Origin of the sequence: Priestia sp. Y58 (assembly GCF_029522095.1) — a bacterium.
GTDB classification, from domain to species: domain Bacteria; phylum Bacillota; class Bacilli; order Bacillales; family Bacillaceae_H; genus Priestia; species Priestia megaterium_E.
Genome location: NZ_JAKWFL010000006.1, coordinates 226,087 through 241,125, shown reverse-complemented (window position 1 = coordinate 241,125; position 15,039 = coordinate 226,087). Strand labels below are relative to the sequence as shown.

At 39.4% G+C, this 15,039-nt stretch carries 17 protein-coding genes; all 17 read left to right on the top strand.

Going from position 1 to position 15,039, the window contains the following annotated elements:
- Positions 1 to 104: 104 nt before the first annotated feature.
- Positions 105 to 1,391 (top strand): UDP-N-acetylglucosamine 1-carboxyvinyltransferase, encoded by a 1,287-nt coding sequence (locus MMB68_RS19280; RefSeq protein ID WP_013059824.1) that lies wholly within the window; start codon positions 105 to 107, stop codon positions 1,389 to 1,391.
- Positions 1,392 to 1,916: 525 nt separating this feature from the next.
- Positions 1,917 to 3,191, top strand: a complete 1,275-nt coding sequence (gene rho, locus MMB68_RS19275) for a transcription termination factor Rho (protein WP_013059823.1) — start codon at positions 1,917 to 1,919, stop codon at positions 3,189 to 3,191.
- Between the two features lie 154 nt (positions 3,192 to 3,345).
- Positions 3,346 to 3,546 carry a 50S ribosomal protein L31 gene (gene rpmE / locus MMB68_RS19270; protein WP_013085477.1) on the top strand — a complete coding sequence of 67 codons (201 nt, stop codon included), beginning with the start codon at positions 3,346 to 3,348 and terminating at the stop codon, positions 3,544 to 3,546.
- 204 nt (positions 3,547 to 3,750) lie between these two features.
- The gene (locus MMB68_RS19265; protein ID WP_153252841.1) at positions 3,751 to 4,365 is read left to right on the top strand and encodes a thymidine kinase; all 615 of its coding nucleotides are present in this window, start codon (positions 3,751 to 3,753) and stop codon (positions 4,363 to 4,365) included.
- Between the two features lie 138 nt (positions 4,366 to 4,503).
- Positions 4,504 to 5,571 (top strand): peptide chain release factor 1, encoded by a 1,068-nt coding sequence (gene prfA, locus MMB68_RS19260; protein WP_013059820.1) that lies wholly within the window; start codon positions 4,504 to 4,506, stop codon positions 5,569 to 5,571.
- Positions 5,571 to 6,422, top strand: a complete 852-nt coding sequence (gene prmC / locus MMB68_RS19255; RefSeq protein ID WP_221785874.1) for a peptide chain release factor N(5)-glutamine methyltransferase — start codon at positions 5,571 to 5,573, stop codon at positions 6,420 to 6,422. Before prfA ends, prmC begins: the two co-directional genes overlap by 1 nt.
- Positions 6,423 to 6,542: 120 nt before the next feature.
- Positions 6,543 to 7,436 carry a stage II sporulation protein R gene (gene spoIIR / locus MMB68_RS19250; protein WP_221785873.1) on the top strand — a complete coding sequence of 298 codons (894 nt, stop codon included), beginning with the start codon at positions 6,543 to 6,545 and terminating at the stop codon, positions 7,434 to 7,436.
- Positions 7,437 to 7,521: 85 nt separating this feature from the next.
- Positions 7,522 to 7,968, top strand: a complete 447-nt coding sequence (locus tag MMB68_RS19245; RefSeq protein WP_221785872.1) for a GNAT family N-acetyltransferase — start codon at positions 7,522 to 7,524, stop codon at positions 7,966 to 7,968.
- A gap of 192 nt (positions 7,969 to 8,160) precedes the next feature.
- On the top strand, positions 8,161 to 9,201 hold the full coding sequence (locus tag MMB68_RS19240; protein ID WP_221785871.1) for an L-threonylcarbamoyladenylate synthase: 1,041 nt from the start codon (positions 8,161 to 8,163) through the stop codon (positions 9,199 to 9,201).
- Between the two features lie 67 nt (positions 9,202 to 9,268).
- On the top strand, positions 9,269 to 9,829 hold the full coding sequence (locus MMB68_RS19235) for a manganese efflux pump MntP (RefSeq protein WP_013059815.1): 561 nt from the start codon (positions 9,269 to 9,271) through the stop codon (positions 9,827 to 9,829).
- A gap of 24 nt (positions 9,830 to 9,853) precedes the next feature.
- Positions 9,854 to 10,009: a hypothetical protein gene (locus MMB68_RS19230; RefSeq protein WP_221785870.1), complete on the top strand. Its 156-nt coding sequence runs from the start codon at positions 9,854 to 9,856 to the stop codon at positions 10,007 to 10,009.
- Between the two features lie 50 nt (positions 10,010 to 10,059).
- A complete protein-coding gene (locus MMB68_RS19225) occupies positions 10,060 to 10,488 on the top strand; it encodes a low molecular weight protein arginine phosphatase (RefSeq protein ID WP_153252778.1) in 429 nt (142 codons plus the stop codon).
- An 80-nt stretch (positions 10,489 to 10,568) separates the two neighbouring features.
- Positions 10,569 to 11,030 (top strand): ribose 5-phosphate isomerase B, encoded by a 462-nt coding sequence (rpiB, locus tag MMB68_RS19220; RefSeq protein ID WP_153252777.1) that lies wholly within the window; start codon positions 10,569 to 10,571, stop codon positions 11,028 to 11,030.
- Positions 11,031 to 11,065: 35 nt separating this feature from the next.
- Complete coding sequence (locus MMB68_RS19215) at positions 11,066 to 11,617, top strand: TIGR01440 family protein (protein ID WP_029319400.1); 552 nt, start codon at positions 11,066 to 11,068, stop codon at positions 11,615 to 11,617.
- A 117-nt stretch (positions 11,618 to 11,734) separates the two neighbouring features.
- Entirely contained in the window at positions 11,735 to 12,979 is a 1,245-nt protein-coding gene (locus tag MMB68_RS19210) for a serine hydroxymethyltransferase (protein WP_013059811.1), read from the top strand.
- Positions 12,980 to 13,192: 213 nt separating this feature from the next.
- Positions 13,193 to 13,822, top strand: coding sequence for a uracil phosphoribosyltransferase (gene upp / locus MMB68_RS19205; RefSeq protein WP_013059810.1), 630 nt, complete (start codon positions 13,193 to 13,195; stop codon positions 13,820 to 13,822).
- A 22-nt stretch (positions 13,823 to 13,844) separates the two neighbouring features.
- Positions 13,845 to 14,996: a non-hydrolyzing UDP-N-acetylglucosamine 2-epimerase gene (gene wecB / locus MMB68_RS19200; protein ID WP_277549254.1), complete on the top strand. Its 1,152-nt coding sequence runs from the start codon at positions 13,845 to 13,847 to the stop codon at positions 14,994 to 14,996.
- Positions 14,997 to 15,039: the final 43 nt, after the last annotated feature.

Sequence of the window (15,039 nt, the reverse complement as noted above, 5' to 3'; positions counted from 1 at the left end):
TAGTAGGTAATAGGAAAAATAACCATTCTTTTAGGTATTCTTTGTACCAAAATTTTCCTCAATTACTAGGTGAGAAACTTTCTTTCACTAGAAGGGAGCTATAAATGGAAAAGTTAAAAATACAAGGTGGCTTTACCTTAAGTGGATCCGTCCGCGTCAGTGGTGCTAAAAATAGTGCCGTTGCGCTTATTCCAGCAACAATTTTAGCCGAGTCACCTGTTACAATTGAAGGTCTGCCCGATATTTCAGACGTGCAGTTATTAGGGGATTTAGTTGAAGAAATTGGTGGGAAAGTAACCATTGATAACGACGAATTAACAGTAGATCCATCCGGAATGGTTGCAATGCCTTTACCGAACGGAAAAGTAAAAAAATTACGCGCTTCTTATTATTTAATGGGGGCGATGTTGGGACGCTTTAAAAAAGCGGTAGTTGGGCTTCCAGGAGGATGTTACCTTGGTCCTAGACCAATCGATCAGCACATTAAAGGATTTGAAGCTCTTGGCGCTAAAGTAACAAATGAGCAAGGAGCTATTTACATTCGAGCTGAGGAGCTGATTGGTGCTCGAATTTATTTAGACGTTGTTAGCGTAGGAGCAACAATCAATATTATGCTCGCTGCTGTAAGAGCAAAAGGGCGTACCGTTATTGAGAATGCTGCTAAAGAGCCTGAAATTATTGATGTAGCTACGTTACTGACAAGTATGGGTGCCCGTATTAAAGGTGCAGGTACGGATGTTATTCGAATTGATGGGGTAGATCAATTAAAAGGATGCCGTCATTCCATCATTCCAGACCGAATTGAAGCAGGCACGTATATGATCATGGGAGCGAGTATGGGAAAAGAAGTTGTTGTTGACAACGTTATCCCTCAGCATTTGGAGTCATTAACGGCTAAAATGCGTGAGATGGGTATTCATATCGAAACAAGCTCAGATCAGATTCTTGTAGCGACTCGTCAGCTACTGAAGCCCGTAGATATTAAGACGCTAGTATATCCAGGTTTTCCAACTGATCTACAGCAGCCATTTACGACGCTTCTAACAAGAGCGTCTGGTACAAGCGTTGTGACGGATACAATTTACGGTGCAAGGTTTAAGCATATTGATGAGCTGAGACGAATGAATGCATCTGTTAAGGTAGAAGGACGTTCTGCTATTATTAATGGTCCCATTCACTTGCAAGGTGCACGTGTGAAAGCGTCGGACTTACGAGCAGGAGCAGCTCTCGTAACCGCTGGCTTAATGGCCAAAGGGATTACAGAGGTAACGGGTTTAGAGCACATTGACCGAGGTTACAGTCATTTAGTAGACAAGCTATCGGATTTAGGGGCAATGATTTGGCGTGAAGAGATGACTCAAGAGGAAATTGAGCAATTTCAAAATTCATAGAGGCAAATCGGTGCCACAGTCATGAAAGCAAAGTTTAGAAATGAGCTTTTTAATAAGCTACACAGGCGTAGGAGCGTTCTTCTATGTCTGTGTAGCTTATATATTTATGAATAGGGTAAATAGATAAAAAGGGAAGCTAAAAGAAAAATTTCACTTCTTATTCTAACGTCCAGTTTATTTCCTTTAATGTGAAATTATGAAAAGGTTTTCCTCGCTTCTCGTAAGCTATTAAATTTCCTTTTTTTTATTCATCTTCTAAAGTAAAAAAAGATTGATTAAAAAGATAGAAAAAGGTTAGAATATAAATTGCTACGTTAAATTTATCAAGATAATATAAATGGTTTTATGTCGGAATTATTCTTCTAAAAGTGTATAGTTAATCAATTGATTCTACTTATTATACTTCAAAGGTTATATTCTCCATTTTCACAGATTTATTCCATCCATATCATCTCTCAATTTTATATTTGAATTTAATATGGGAGGAACGGTTAAAAATTATTCATTATAAAGCGTGGTGTCCTAATGAACTTAACATTATCCAGTTTAGAAAATATGAAATTAAAAGAGCTATATGAACATGCTCGTGAGTATAAAGTTTCGTACTATAGTAAATTAACGAAAAAAGAACTTGTCTTTGCTATTTTAAAGGCTCAAGCTGAACAAGATGGGCTTTTATTTATGGAAGGCGTTCTTGAAATTATTCAGTCAGAAGGATTCGGTTTCTTACGACCAATTAACTATTCACCGAGTTCAGAAGATATTTATATCTCAGCTTCACAAATTCGTCGCTTCGATCTGCGTAATGGAGACAAGGTATCGGGGAAAGTTCGTCCTCCAAAAGAAAATGAGCGCTACTACGGATTATTACATGTAGAAGCGGTAAACGGAGAAGATCCAGAAACGTCAAAAGATCGCGTGCATTTTCCAGCGCTAACGCCGATTTATCCAAATGAGCAAATGCTGCTAGAAACTCAGCCAAGAAGTTTCTCTACGCGTATTATTGACTTGATTTCACCGATTGGATTTGGGCAACGGGGACTAATTGTTGCGCCGCCAAAAGCAGGTAAAACGATGCTGTTAAAAGAAATTGCCAATAGCATTACAACGAATCATCCTGATGCAGAATTAATTGTCCTTCTTATCGATGAGCGTCCTGAGGAAGTGACGGACATTGAGCGTTCGGTTGACGGTGATGTTGTCAGTTCTACATTTGATGAAGTGCCAGAAAACCACATTAAAGTAGCGGAACTTGTCCTTGAACGTGCGATGAGATTAGTCGAACACAAAAAAGATGTTGTCATTTTGATGGATAGCATCACAAGACTTGCTCGTGCTTATAACTTAGTTATTCCACCGAGCGGTCGTACACTATCAGGGGGTATTGACCCGGCTGCTTTTCACCGTCCAAAACGATTCTTTGGAGCTGCTCGTAACATTGAAGATGGAGGCAGCTTAACCATTCTAGCAACAGCCTTAATTGATACAGGCTCTCGTATGGATGATGTTATTTATGAAGAATTTAAAGGTACAGGTAACATGGAACTGCATCTAGATCGTTCACTAGCTGAAAAACGTATCTTCCCTGCGATTGACATTCGCCGCTCAGGCACACGTAAAGAAGAGCTGTTAATTCCAAAAGAGCATTTAGACCATTTATGGGCAATTCGTAAATCAATGGCAGATGCTCCTGATTTTGCAGAAAAATTCTTAAAACGTTTACGTCAAACAAAGACAAATGAAGAGTTCTTCTCGATGTTAACGGAAGAGAAAAAAACGCTTCTAGCAAATAAACGATAAGTTATAAAACATGTGGTTGCAAAAGCATACAACCCTTGTTATAATTTCATCATGTGTGTTGATAAAGTACACAGTGAAATAGTTATTATTTCATCACTATCTTTATCAATAAACTCTGTTTCAGAATGATTCAGGGCGGAAGGAGATGAAACGAATGAAAACAGGAATTCATCCAAACTATAAAACAGTTATGGTTAAATGTACTTGCGGAAACGAATTTGAAAGTGGTTCTGTAAAAGAAGAGATCCGCGTTGAGACTTGTTCTGAATGTCACCCATTCTACACTGGTCGTCAAAAATTCGCTGAAGCTGGTGGCCGTGTTGATCGCTTCAACAAAAAATACGGTCTTAAATAATCACATTGTCGAAACAAACAGGCAAGTAGCTTAACTTCTTGCCTGTTTTTTTGCTTATAAAAGTAGAAAAACAGTGTCTGCTTGATAAAAAAGTGGGTACTTTATCATAGGAATAAGATCTACATAGAAGACGTAGATTAAGTTAGTAGCGGTTCGCTCAGAAACGGAACGAGAAGAAGGGAGAGTCCCGCAGTGGTGTACGTAATGAAACAAAGCGGTTGGATAGAAGTAATTTGTGGCAGTATGTTTTCAGGGAAATCAGAAGAGTTGATTCGACGTGTGCGCCGTACGCAGTTTGCTAAACAAAAAGCACAAGTGTTCAAGCCTGCAATTGATAATCGATATAGCGAAGAAGCTGTCGTTTCACATAATGGTACATCTGTTATGGCTTATTCAATCTCGGCATCGCGCGATATTTTAAAGCGAGTAAATGAAGAGACAGACGTAGTAGCGATAGATGAAGTACAGTTTTTTGACACAGATATTCTAGAAATTGTTCAATCTTTAGCAGATCAAGGCTTTCGTGTGATTGTAGCGGGGTTAGATCAAGACTTCAAAGGTGAACCTTTTGGACAAATGCCGCAGTTAATGGCTATTGCAGAATCGGTAACAAAGCTACAGGCCGTGTGCGCTTCATGTGGCTCTCCTGCGAGCCGTACGCAGCGTTTGATTAACGGTGAGCCTGCTTCTTATGACGACCCTATTATTTTAGTCGGTGCGTCTGAATCGTACGAACCAAGATGTCGTCATTGCCACGTTGTGCAAAAGTCTAAAGGACAAGCTGTGTCTGTGGACTCAAGCGAAATGGTCGAAAAATAAAGCAAGAATTTTATGATGATAAAAACAGAACGCGCAGTTCTGTTTTTTTGTTCATATACGTGTATTAACAAGGTTTTGACTCTATTTTAAAGCTATACTATAATTACAATGTTATGGATAAAGAATGAGGTGAATGACGTGTTTGATCGTTTAGAAGCGGTAGAGGCGCGCTATGAGAAGTTAAACGAACTTCTGAGTGACCCTGAGATCGTAAACAACCCCTCTAAGTTGAGAGAATATTCGAAGGAACAATCAGATATACAACAAACGGTAGCCGCTTATCAGGAATACAAAGATGTAAAAGAGCAGTTATCGGAAGCGAAAACGATGCTTGAAGATAAGCTTGATGCAGATATGCGTGACATGGTAAAAGAAGAAATTGCCGAGTTAGAAACGCAGCAAGAAGAGCTAGTTGAAAAGCTACGTATTTTATTAATTCCAAAAGATCCAAACGATGATAAAAACGTAATCATGGAGGTTCGTGGAGCTGCTGGTGGAGATGAAGCGGCATTATTTGCAGCTAATTTGTACCGCATGTATTCACGCTTTGCTGAATCACAAGGCTGGAAAACAGAAGTAATGGAAGCAACGACTACTGGAGTAGGCGGTTATAAAGAAATTATCTTTATGATTAACGGTAAAGGTGCGTACTCAAAGATGAAATTTGAAAACGGTGCACACCGTGTTCAACGAGTTCCTGAAACAGAATCAGGTGGTCGTATTCATACATCTACAGCAACGGTAGCATGTCTTCCTGAAGCAGAAGAAGTCGAAGTGGACATTCATGAAAAAGACATCCGTGTAGATACATTTGCTTCAAGTGGACCTGGTGGTCAAAGTGTTAATACGACGATGTCAGCCGTTCGTTTAACGCATTTACCAACAAATACAGTGGTATCATGTCAAGATGAAAAGTCTCAGATTAAAAATAAAGAAAAAGCAATGAAAGTGTTGCGTGCTCGCGTGTACGATAAGTTTCAGCGAGAAGCACAAGCAGAGTACGATGCAACGCGCAAACAAGCAGTTGGATCAGGAGATCGCTCCGAGCGTATCCGTACGTATAACTTCCCGCAAAATCGCGTAACGGACCACCGTATTGGTCTGACGATTCAAAAGCTAGATCAAATCTTAGAAGGCAAGCTTGATGAAATTATCGATGCATTAGTCATGGAAGACCAAGCGCGCCGAATGGAAGATTCGAACTAATGAAAGTATTTGAAGCCCTTAAGTGGGCTTCTTCTTTTTTGAAAGAGGCAAAGCGAGATGAAAACGCGGGAGAACTTTTGCTTCGCCACCACTTGCAGATGACGAGAACTCATTTGCTAGGTGCTCTGCAGGAAGAACTAGAAGAAGAAAGTCTAAAAAGATTTGAACAAGATGTCCATGCTCATAAAGCAGGTATGCCTGTACAATATCTAATCGGGACAGAAGAATTTTACGGGCGTTCATTTATTGTAAACGAACATGTATTAATTCCAAGACCGGAAACGGAAGAGCTGGTATACGGAATGATTTCTCGAATAAAAAAAGAATTTCAACACCAGCCTATTGAGCTTGTAGATATTGGAACGGGAAGTGGGGCAATTGCTATCACTTTAGCTTTGGAGCTTGACAGAGTGGAAGTTACAGCAACAGATATAGCTATAGAATCTTTAAGCGTAGCCAAAGAAAATGCTCAAAACCTGGACGCTGCTGTCACGTTTATACAGGGAGATCTATTACAACCATTTCTATTATCAAATCAGAAATTTGATGTAATTGTGTCTAATCCGCCTTATATTCCAGCAGATGATGAGTTGTCCACAGTGGTAAAAGATCATGAGCCAAACCGAGCTCTTTTTGGTGGAAAAGATGGCCTGGATTTTTATCGACGTTTCATGGAAGAGCTGCCATATGTGACGAAGTCAAATAGTATTATTGGGTTTGAAGTCGGGGCTGGACAGACAAAAGATGTAGCTGAGATGCTGCAAAAAACGTTTCCGACAGCTTTTGTAGAATGTGTATATGACATTAATGGAAAAGATCGAATGGTTTTTGCACAACTTCGCGAGAACTAAAAAAATCAGAGGGAATGATTTTCCCTTTGATTTTTGAAAATCATGCATTTTTTACTAAATTACTAGTTTAAGATATCTTGCTTTCGGCCATACTGTTCCTATGAAAGGGCGGTGGCCGAAATGAAGAAATATGCTATCATTTATTTTATTTTATTAATTATTGGGGCAAATGCTCAACTTATATATACACATAACCAAGTGCAGGCAGATCAGCCTGCAGTCATTCCAGACGAGGCGATTCGACTGCGCATTTTAGCAAACAGCGATGGTGAAAAAGACCAGTACGTAAAACGTCTGATTCGTGACCGGGTGAATGAACAAATTACAGAATGGGTAAAAGATTTAACATCCGTAGCGGTAGCTCGAAAAACAATTAAAGAAAATTTGCCGGCGCTTGAAACAATTGCGAAAGAAGTGTTAAAAGAAGAAGGCGTAAATGAATCTGTTCATGTTAAATTCGGAAAAGTAGAGTTTCCTACTAAGTTGTACGGTCAGTTCTTATATCCAGCAGGTGAGTACGAAGCCGTGCTTATTACTCTTGGCAAAGGAGAGGGAGCAAACTGGTGGTGTGTACTATTTCCTCCTTTATGCTTCTTAGATTTCTCAAACGGTGAAGCGGTAAAAGCGCCGGAGCCATCTGAAGAAGAGCCAAAGGAAGAAAAAGAGAAACCAGCAGCTTCTGAATCAAAATCTGCAGACAAAACAGATGACAAATCGGCTGAAAGTAAAGAACCCGCAGCGAAAACAGAAATTCAATCTGCAACTATTACATCGGATTCTATTGAGCAGAAGGCTGAGGAACCTTCTCAACCAACAGTATCTTCTAAAGAAGCAATTGCAAAAGATACACGCAGCACAGTAAAGGAAGAAACAAGTGCTAAGGCTGAAAAAAAGGAAAGTAAAGAAGCTGAAAAGTCTGTTCCATCTAAGAAAAAAGCTGATTCTAAATCAAAAGAAGATTCTGTAGAAGTTAAGTTTTTTGTAGTAGAATGGGTATCGTCAGTATTTAATTAATAGAATCATTAAAAATAAAATTCAGTTCTACTTTTTTTAATCATCTCATAGATTTGTTACTAGAAAACAAGTTGAGGTGATTAAAATGAGAGAACAATTAAAAATTGCTAGTGAAAATGATTATATTCGAATTCAACAGTTCTTACAAAAAGCGGGCATTAGCACAGCTGGCGTGGAAGAGCATATTCATCAATTTGTCATAATGGAAAATGAAGAAGGCGAGCTGCTAGCAACAGTTGGGTTTGAAAAAGAGGGTGTGGATGGAATTCTCCGCTCCCTTGTCGTATCACCTTCTTTAATGCAATCTGATATTCTGCTGCTATTTAAAAGCATCGTCCAGTTGGCTCAAAAGCACGGCGTGAAGCAACTATATTTACTAACAAATAAGGCATCTTCTCTACATTTTTTTCAAATGATGAACTTTCAGCAAACATCTTACAGTGCACTGCCTGAGTTGTTAAAAGAGCATTCTTATTTAAAAAAGTTACCAAACCCTCAGGAGGTCTACGTGATGTTTTATGCAGCTAGTTAAAAGAAAATGTGGATAAATCATTTTAACGGGGTATCCACAATGTTATTCACAAAAATATAAGCTTTATCCACATTTTGTGGATAAAGCTTGTTTGTTGATATAATGAATGCATGTATTTTACTGCTTTTAATACATATTGTACTTTTAAAGTAAAAAAAACCTAGATATAGAAAGAAAAAGGAGTTGAAGAAGATGGAAACTAAGTTATGGGTTGTGGATAATTTTATGAACGAAAAAGGTATTTATCCACAGATAGAAGAAGCGGCAGATTTGCTGCGCAATCACGAAGTAGTTGCTTTTCCTACAGAAACGGTGTATGGATTAGGAGGAGATGCCACATCAGATAAAGCTGTGGATAAAATTTTTGCAGCGAAAGGACGTCCTAGTGATAACCCTCTTATTGTTCATATTGGAGATAAAGAGCAGCTTCATACATTTGTAGAGTCGATTCCTTCAAAAGCAGAGAAAGTGATCGATGCTTTTTGGCCGGGCCCTCTTACAGTAATATTACCCAAAAAAGATGGAGTCTCAGATAAGGTTACGGCTGGTTTAAACAGCATTGCAGTGAGAATGCCATCACATCCGGTAGCCCTCGCATTATTAAAGAAAGTGGCTTTGCCTATCGCAGCTCCTAGTGCAAACCTTTCCGGCAAGCCAAGTCCCACTCTAGCTCATCATGTGATGAATGATTTAGAAGGGCGTATTAGCGGAGTTGTGGATGGAGGAGCAACAGGGGTAGGAGTAGAGTCGACTGTCCTTGACTGTACCGAAGAGATTCCTATTATTTTACGGCCGGGCGGCATTACTCAGAAAGAGTTGGAAAATGTAATTGGTCCCGTAAAAGTAGATCGAGCGTTATTAAGTGATAAAGAAGCGCCAAAATCTCCAGGTATGAAATATACGCATTACGCACCTGATGCACCGCTTGTCATCGTTGACGGCAGTTCAGATTTTTTCCAATCTATTATTGATCGCTATAAAGATCGGGGTAAGCGAGTGGGGGTATTAACGACATCTGAACATGAAGATGCGTATAAAGCGGATGCGGTTATCACATGTGGATCTCGTTCAAATTTAGAGACGGTTGCTAGCCACTTATACGAGTCGCTTCGTTCATTTAATGAGTGTGATGTAGATATTATCGTTAGTGAAAGTTTTTCTGAAGAAGGAGTCGGTCATGCCGTTATGAATCGATTAATGAAAGCGGCAGGACATCATGTGATTAAGCAATAAAATTCATCTTCTAAACCTTTTCGAATGTGCATATTTTGAAATAGGAGCACGTCCGAGGAGGGTAAAGATGAATGTATCTCAGTTAATTAGTGAAATGATCACGTTAGTCATTATGGCGTTTGCCTTAGGAATGGATGCTTTCTCAGTTGGTTTGGGAATGGGATTAATTCGTTTACGCTTTCGCCAAATTTTCTACATTGGTGTTGTTATCGGTGTATTTCATATTTGGATGCCACTGTTAGGCATGTTTATTGGACGACTTTTGTCTGATAAACTTGGAATGTTTGCTACCTATGGCGGTGGGATTTTATTGCTGATTCTTGGAGCCCAGATGATTTATTCCTCCTTTAAGCATGACGATACGCCGTTTATCAAACCAGTTGGCTTTGGACTGTTATTTTTTGCGCTCAGCGTGAGTCTAGATAGTTTTTCTGTTGGACTTAGCTTAGGTATTTTTGGGGCAAGAACGTTTTTGACCATTATTGTTTTTGGTGTAGTGAGTATGCTATTAACTTGGTTAGGACTGCTGCTAGGCAGAAGAGTACAAGGTTGGCTTGGTTCATATAGTGAGGCGCTGGGCGGGAGCATTTTATTAGCTTTTGGAATCAAATTGTTACTACCTTTTTAAATATATATAAATTGGTAAAGGATCATGACCATGCAGGTTATGGTCTTTTTTTGCTTCTTTTGGATTGTAGCGATAAAAGAAGGAAAGCGAAGTCGTTTTTTCGAGATGGATGAAGCGGTAATGGATAAAAAATACCCAGAAAAGCGAACTGGATTTATGCAAGCAATAGAGATACAATAGGGTGGAATGTCAACATAGTCGAACATAGTGAAAGCAAGGGAGGATGTATCTTGAAAAACATCTTATTTGTATGTACAGGAAACACGTGCCGCAGCCCTATGGCAGAAGCGTTGCTCAAAGCAAAAGAGATAGATGGAATAAACGTGAAGTCTGCAGGTGTATTCGCTTCAAATGGAAGCGAAGCTTCTGTTCATGCACAAGTTGCCCTTCAACAGAAAGGCATAGCTTGTTCTCATGCTTCGGCAGCATTAACGGAAGAACAATTGATGTGGGCTACTTATATTTTTACGATGACGGAGCAGCATAAAATGCTGATTTTGAACCAAGCTCCATACGTAAGTGATAAATTATTTACGCTAAAAGAATTTGCCGACGAGCAAGGTGAAGTATCTGATCCGTTTGGCGGATCATTACAGACGTACGAACAGACTTTAGAAGAGTTAGAGCGTATGATTAACAAAATAGTCGACAAATTATAAAAGGTCCCATAAATTTTTGCTGGCTTAAAATGAACAGAAATTTAATATAAGACGAAGGTATGTATGAGGAGGAAACAAAGATGAAAGTAGCTATTGCATCTGACCACGGCGGTATAAATTTGCGACAGGAAATTATCTCTTTAATGGAAGAATTAAATATTGAATATGTGGATTTAGGGTGTGAATGCTCAGCATCTGTCGACTATCCGGATTATGCACTTCCCGTTGCCCAAAAAGTGGCGAGCCAAGAAGTAAGCCGAGGCATTCTTATTTGTGGAACAGGCATCGGTATGAGTATAGCAGCTAATAAAGTAAAAGGAATTCGCTGCGCTCTAGTGCATGATACATTCAGTGCAAAAGCAACAAGAGAACATAATGATAGCAACATTTTGGCGATGGGTGAACGCGTCATTGGGCCGGGGCTTGCACGTGAAATTGCGAAAATTTGGTTAATGACGGAATTTGAAGGCGGTCGCCATGAAAATCGCGTGAATAAAATTAAACAGTATGAGCAGCAAAGCGATGCAACAGTAACTGTATAATGTGAACGTATTCAATGAAAGAAAGGAAGAAAAACGTGTCTGAACTTACGAAATGGAAAGAGCAGTTGGAAACGGTTTTATCTGATTTTTTAGCACAAGTGCAGTTGTCTTCAGAACATACACTTGTCATTGGATGCAGTACAAGCGAGGTAATTGGTGAAAAAATAGGAACCGCAGGCGCAATGGAAGTCGCAGAAATGATTTTTGATACACTAGCAGATTTTCGAAAAAAAACGGGTGTCCACTTAGCATTTCAATGCTGTGAACACCTCAATCGAGCACTGGTAGTAGAAAGAGAATTAGCTCGAAAAGAACGTTTAGAAATCGTTAGTGTTGTGCCTATTCATAAAGCAGGCGGAGCGATGGCTACACAGGCCTATGGCCAGCTTAAAGATCCTGTTTTGGTAGAGTTTATTAAAGCTGATGCCGGTATTGATATTGGAGATACATTCATTGGTATGCATTTAAAGCATGTCGCAGTACCCGTTCGTTGTACGTTAAACGCAGTTGGACACGCTCATGTTACTGTAGCAAAGACGCGTCCAAAACTAATTGGTGGAATGAGAGCGTTTTACGAACTTTCGTAATTAAATATATTAAAATAATACACATTTTTTCTTTTTTATTCTAAATAAATCATGTTACAATGTAGTTGAATCAACAAATAACGAACATTGCGAATACGAAACGAGGAGAGGATTTTGATGGAGAAACAACTAATGCAACAAGATCCAGCAGTTTATAATGCGATCAAGGATGAATTACAAAGACAACGTACTAAAATTGAGCTAATTGCTTCAGAAAACTTTGTAACAACAGCGGTAATGGAAGCACAAGGTTCAGTTTTAACAAATAAATATGCTGAAGGCTATCCAGCTAAACGTTACTACGGCGGTTGTGAACACGTGGACGTAGTAGAAGACTTAGCTCGTGATCGTGCAAAAGAAATTTTCGGAGCAGAGCACGTGAACGTTCAACCTCACTCAGGTGCACAAGCAAACATGGCTGTATACTTCACTGTTTTAGAAGCTGGAGACACAGTACTAGGTATGAATTTATCGCACGGCGGTCACTTAACACACGGAAGTCCTGTTAACTTTAGTGGTGTTCAGTACAATTTCATCGAATATGGCGTAGATCGCGAAACACATCGTATTAACTACGATGATGTATTAGAGAAAGCTCGTACACATAAACCAAAATTAATTGTGGCTGGTGCAAGCGCATATCCACGCGCAATCGACTTCAAGCGTTTCCGTGAAATCGCTGATGAAGTAGGCGCTTATTTAATGGTAGACATGGCTCACATTGCTGGTCTAGTAGCTGCAGGACTTCATCAAAATCCTGTGCCACATGCTCATTTCGTTACAACTACAACACATAAAACACTGCGCGGACCACGCGGCGGTATGATTTTATGTAAAGAAGAATTCGCGAAAAAGATTGATAAGTCAATCTTCCCTGGTATTCAAGGTGGTCCATTAATGCACGTTATCGCTGCAAAAGCAGTAGCATTTGGTGAAGCATTACAAGATGAATTTAAGCACTATGCTCAAAATATCATCGACAATGCTAATCGTTTAGCAGAAGGATTAAAGAAAGAAGGATTTGCTCTTGTATCTGAAGGAACAGACAACCACCTTGTGTTAATCGACGTAAGCTCAATGAATTTGACAGGTAAAGTAGCTGAAAAAGCACTTGATGATGTAGGTATTACAACAAACAAAAATACAATTCCTTATGATGAGCAAAGCCCATTTGTAACAAGCGGTATTCGTATTGGTACAGCTGCGGTTACAACTCGCGGATTTGGCTTAGAAGAGATGGATGAAATTGCTTCTATCATCGGATTAACGCTTAAAAATATTGAAGATGAAGAAAAGTTAGCTGAAGCTAAAACACGCGTTGAAGCTTTAACAAGCAAGTTTGAAATGTATAAATCACTCTAAGAGAGACAGGCCTTTGTGCCTGTTTTTTTATGGAGAAAGTGGTAGCAATTCAATCATTTTTTGAATAATGCTTGAACTCAAAAACTTTTTTCTGTAAAATGAATGCAATGTATAAATTTAATTAGCAAGAGATATGTTTTTACTAGTACGTACCATTCAATTCGTTGAATGGTATTTTAATGTGTACATCTTTATATATAAGGAGAGATATCAATGGGCAAAGTATACGTATTTGATCACCCGCTTATTCAACACAAATTAACTTACATACGCGATGTAAAAACGGGAACGAAAGAGTTTCGTGAATTAGTTGATGAAGTGGCAAGCTTAATGGCTTTTGAAGCGACACGTGATTTACCGCTAGAAGACGTTGAAATTGAAACACCGGTTTGCAAAACAAAGTCAAAAGTTATTGCAGGGAAAAAGCTTGGTATCGTTCCAATTCTTCGTGCTGGTATCGGCATGGTAGATGGATTTTTAAAACTAATGCCAGCTGCTAAAGTTGGACACGTTGGCTTATATCGTGATCCAGAAACATTACAGCCTGTTGAATATTATGTAAAGCTGCCTAATGATGTAGAAGAGCGTGACTTTATTGTAGTAGATCCTATGCTTGCAACGGGAGGGTCAGCTGTAGAAGCAATCAACTCTCTTAAAAAAAGAGGCGCTAAAAACATTAAATTTATGTGTTTAATTGCTGCGCCTGAAGGCGTGGAAATCGTAAAAGAAGCACACCCTGACGTAGATATTTACATTGCGGCATTAGATGAAAAATTAAATGACCATGGATATATTGTTCCAGGTTTAGGTGATGCAGGGGATCGTTTATTCGGTACAAAATAATTTGTAGATTCGGGTGATGAACATGAAGCAGCCAATTAAAGTAATGACGATATTCGGGACAAGACCAGAAGCAATTAAAATGGCCCCTCTAGTGCTAGAGCTTAAAAAGCGACCGGAGGAGTTCGAAGCGATTGTTACAGTAACGGCTCAGCACCGTGAAATGTTAGACCAAGTATTGAGCATTTTTGACATTCAGCCTGACTATGATCTTAACATTATGAAAGATCGCCAAACCCTTATGGACGTAACGACTAGAGGATTAGAAGGTTTGGACGACGTAATGAAAAAAGTAAAGCCGGACATCGTACTTGTACACGGAGATACGACTACGACGTTTATTGCCGGACTGGCAGCTTTTTATAATCAAATTCAGGTGGGACATGTTGAAGCAGGTCTGCGCACATGGAATAAATATTCTCCATATCCGGAAGAAATGAACCGTCAGCTTACAGGCGTTCTCGCTGATTTGCACTTTGCTCCGACAGATAAGTCTGCAGCTAATTTGCAAGCGGAGAATAAAAAAGAAGAGCGAATCTTTGTGACTGGAAACACAGCTATCGATGCGTTAAAAACGACAGTAAAAAAGACATATGAGCATGAAGTGTTAACGAAATTGGGAGATGATCGTCTTATTTTATTAACGGCGCATCGTCGAGAAAATTTAGGCGAACCAATGAAAAATATGTTCCGTGCTGTTAAACGTATTGTGGATGAACATGAAGATGTGCAAGTTGTGTATCCTGTTCATTTGAATCCGGTAGTTAGAGAAACAGCAAACGATATCTTAGGAAATGACCCACGCATTCATTTAATTGAACCGTTAGATGTAATTGACTTCCATAACTTCGCTGAGCGCGCTCATATTATTTTGACAGATTCGGGCGGTGTTCAAGAAGAAGCTCCTTCATTAGGCGTACCTGTATTGGTACTTCGTGATACAACAGAGCGACCGGAAGGAATTGAAGCAGGAACGCTCAAACTAGCAGGCACGGAAGAAGAAACGATTTATACGCTAGCAAAAGAGCTGTTAATAGATGAAGACGTATATAAGCAAATGTCACAAGCATCGAATCCTTACGGAGACGGCTTAGCTTCTAAACGCATTTGTGATGCTATTAGCTACTATTTCAACCGCCGTGAAAACAGACCGGAAGCTTTTAATCCGCTTTCGTAAGATTTCTAAACACCTTTCACATGAAAAGCGTCTCTTTGAGACA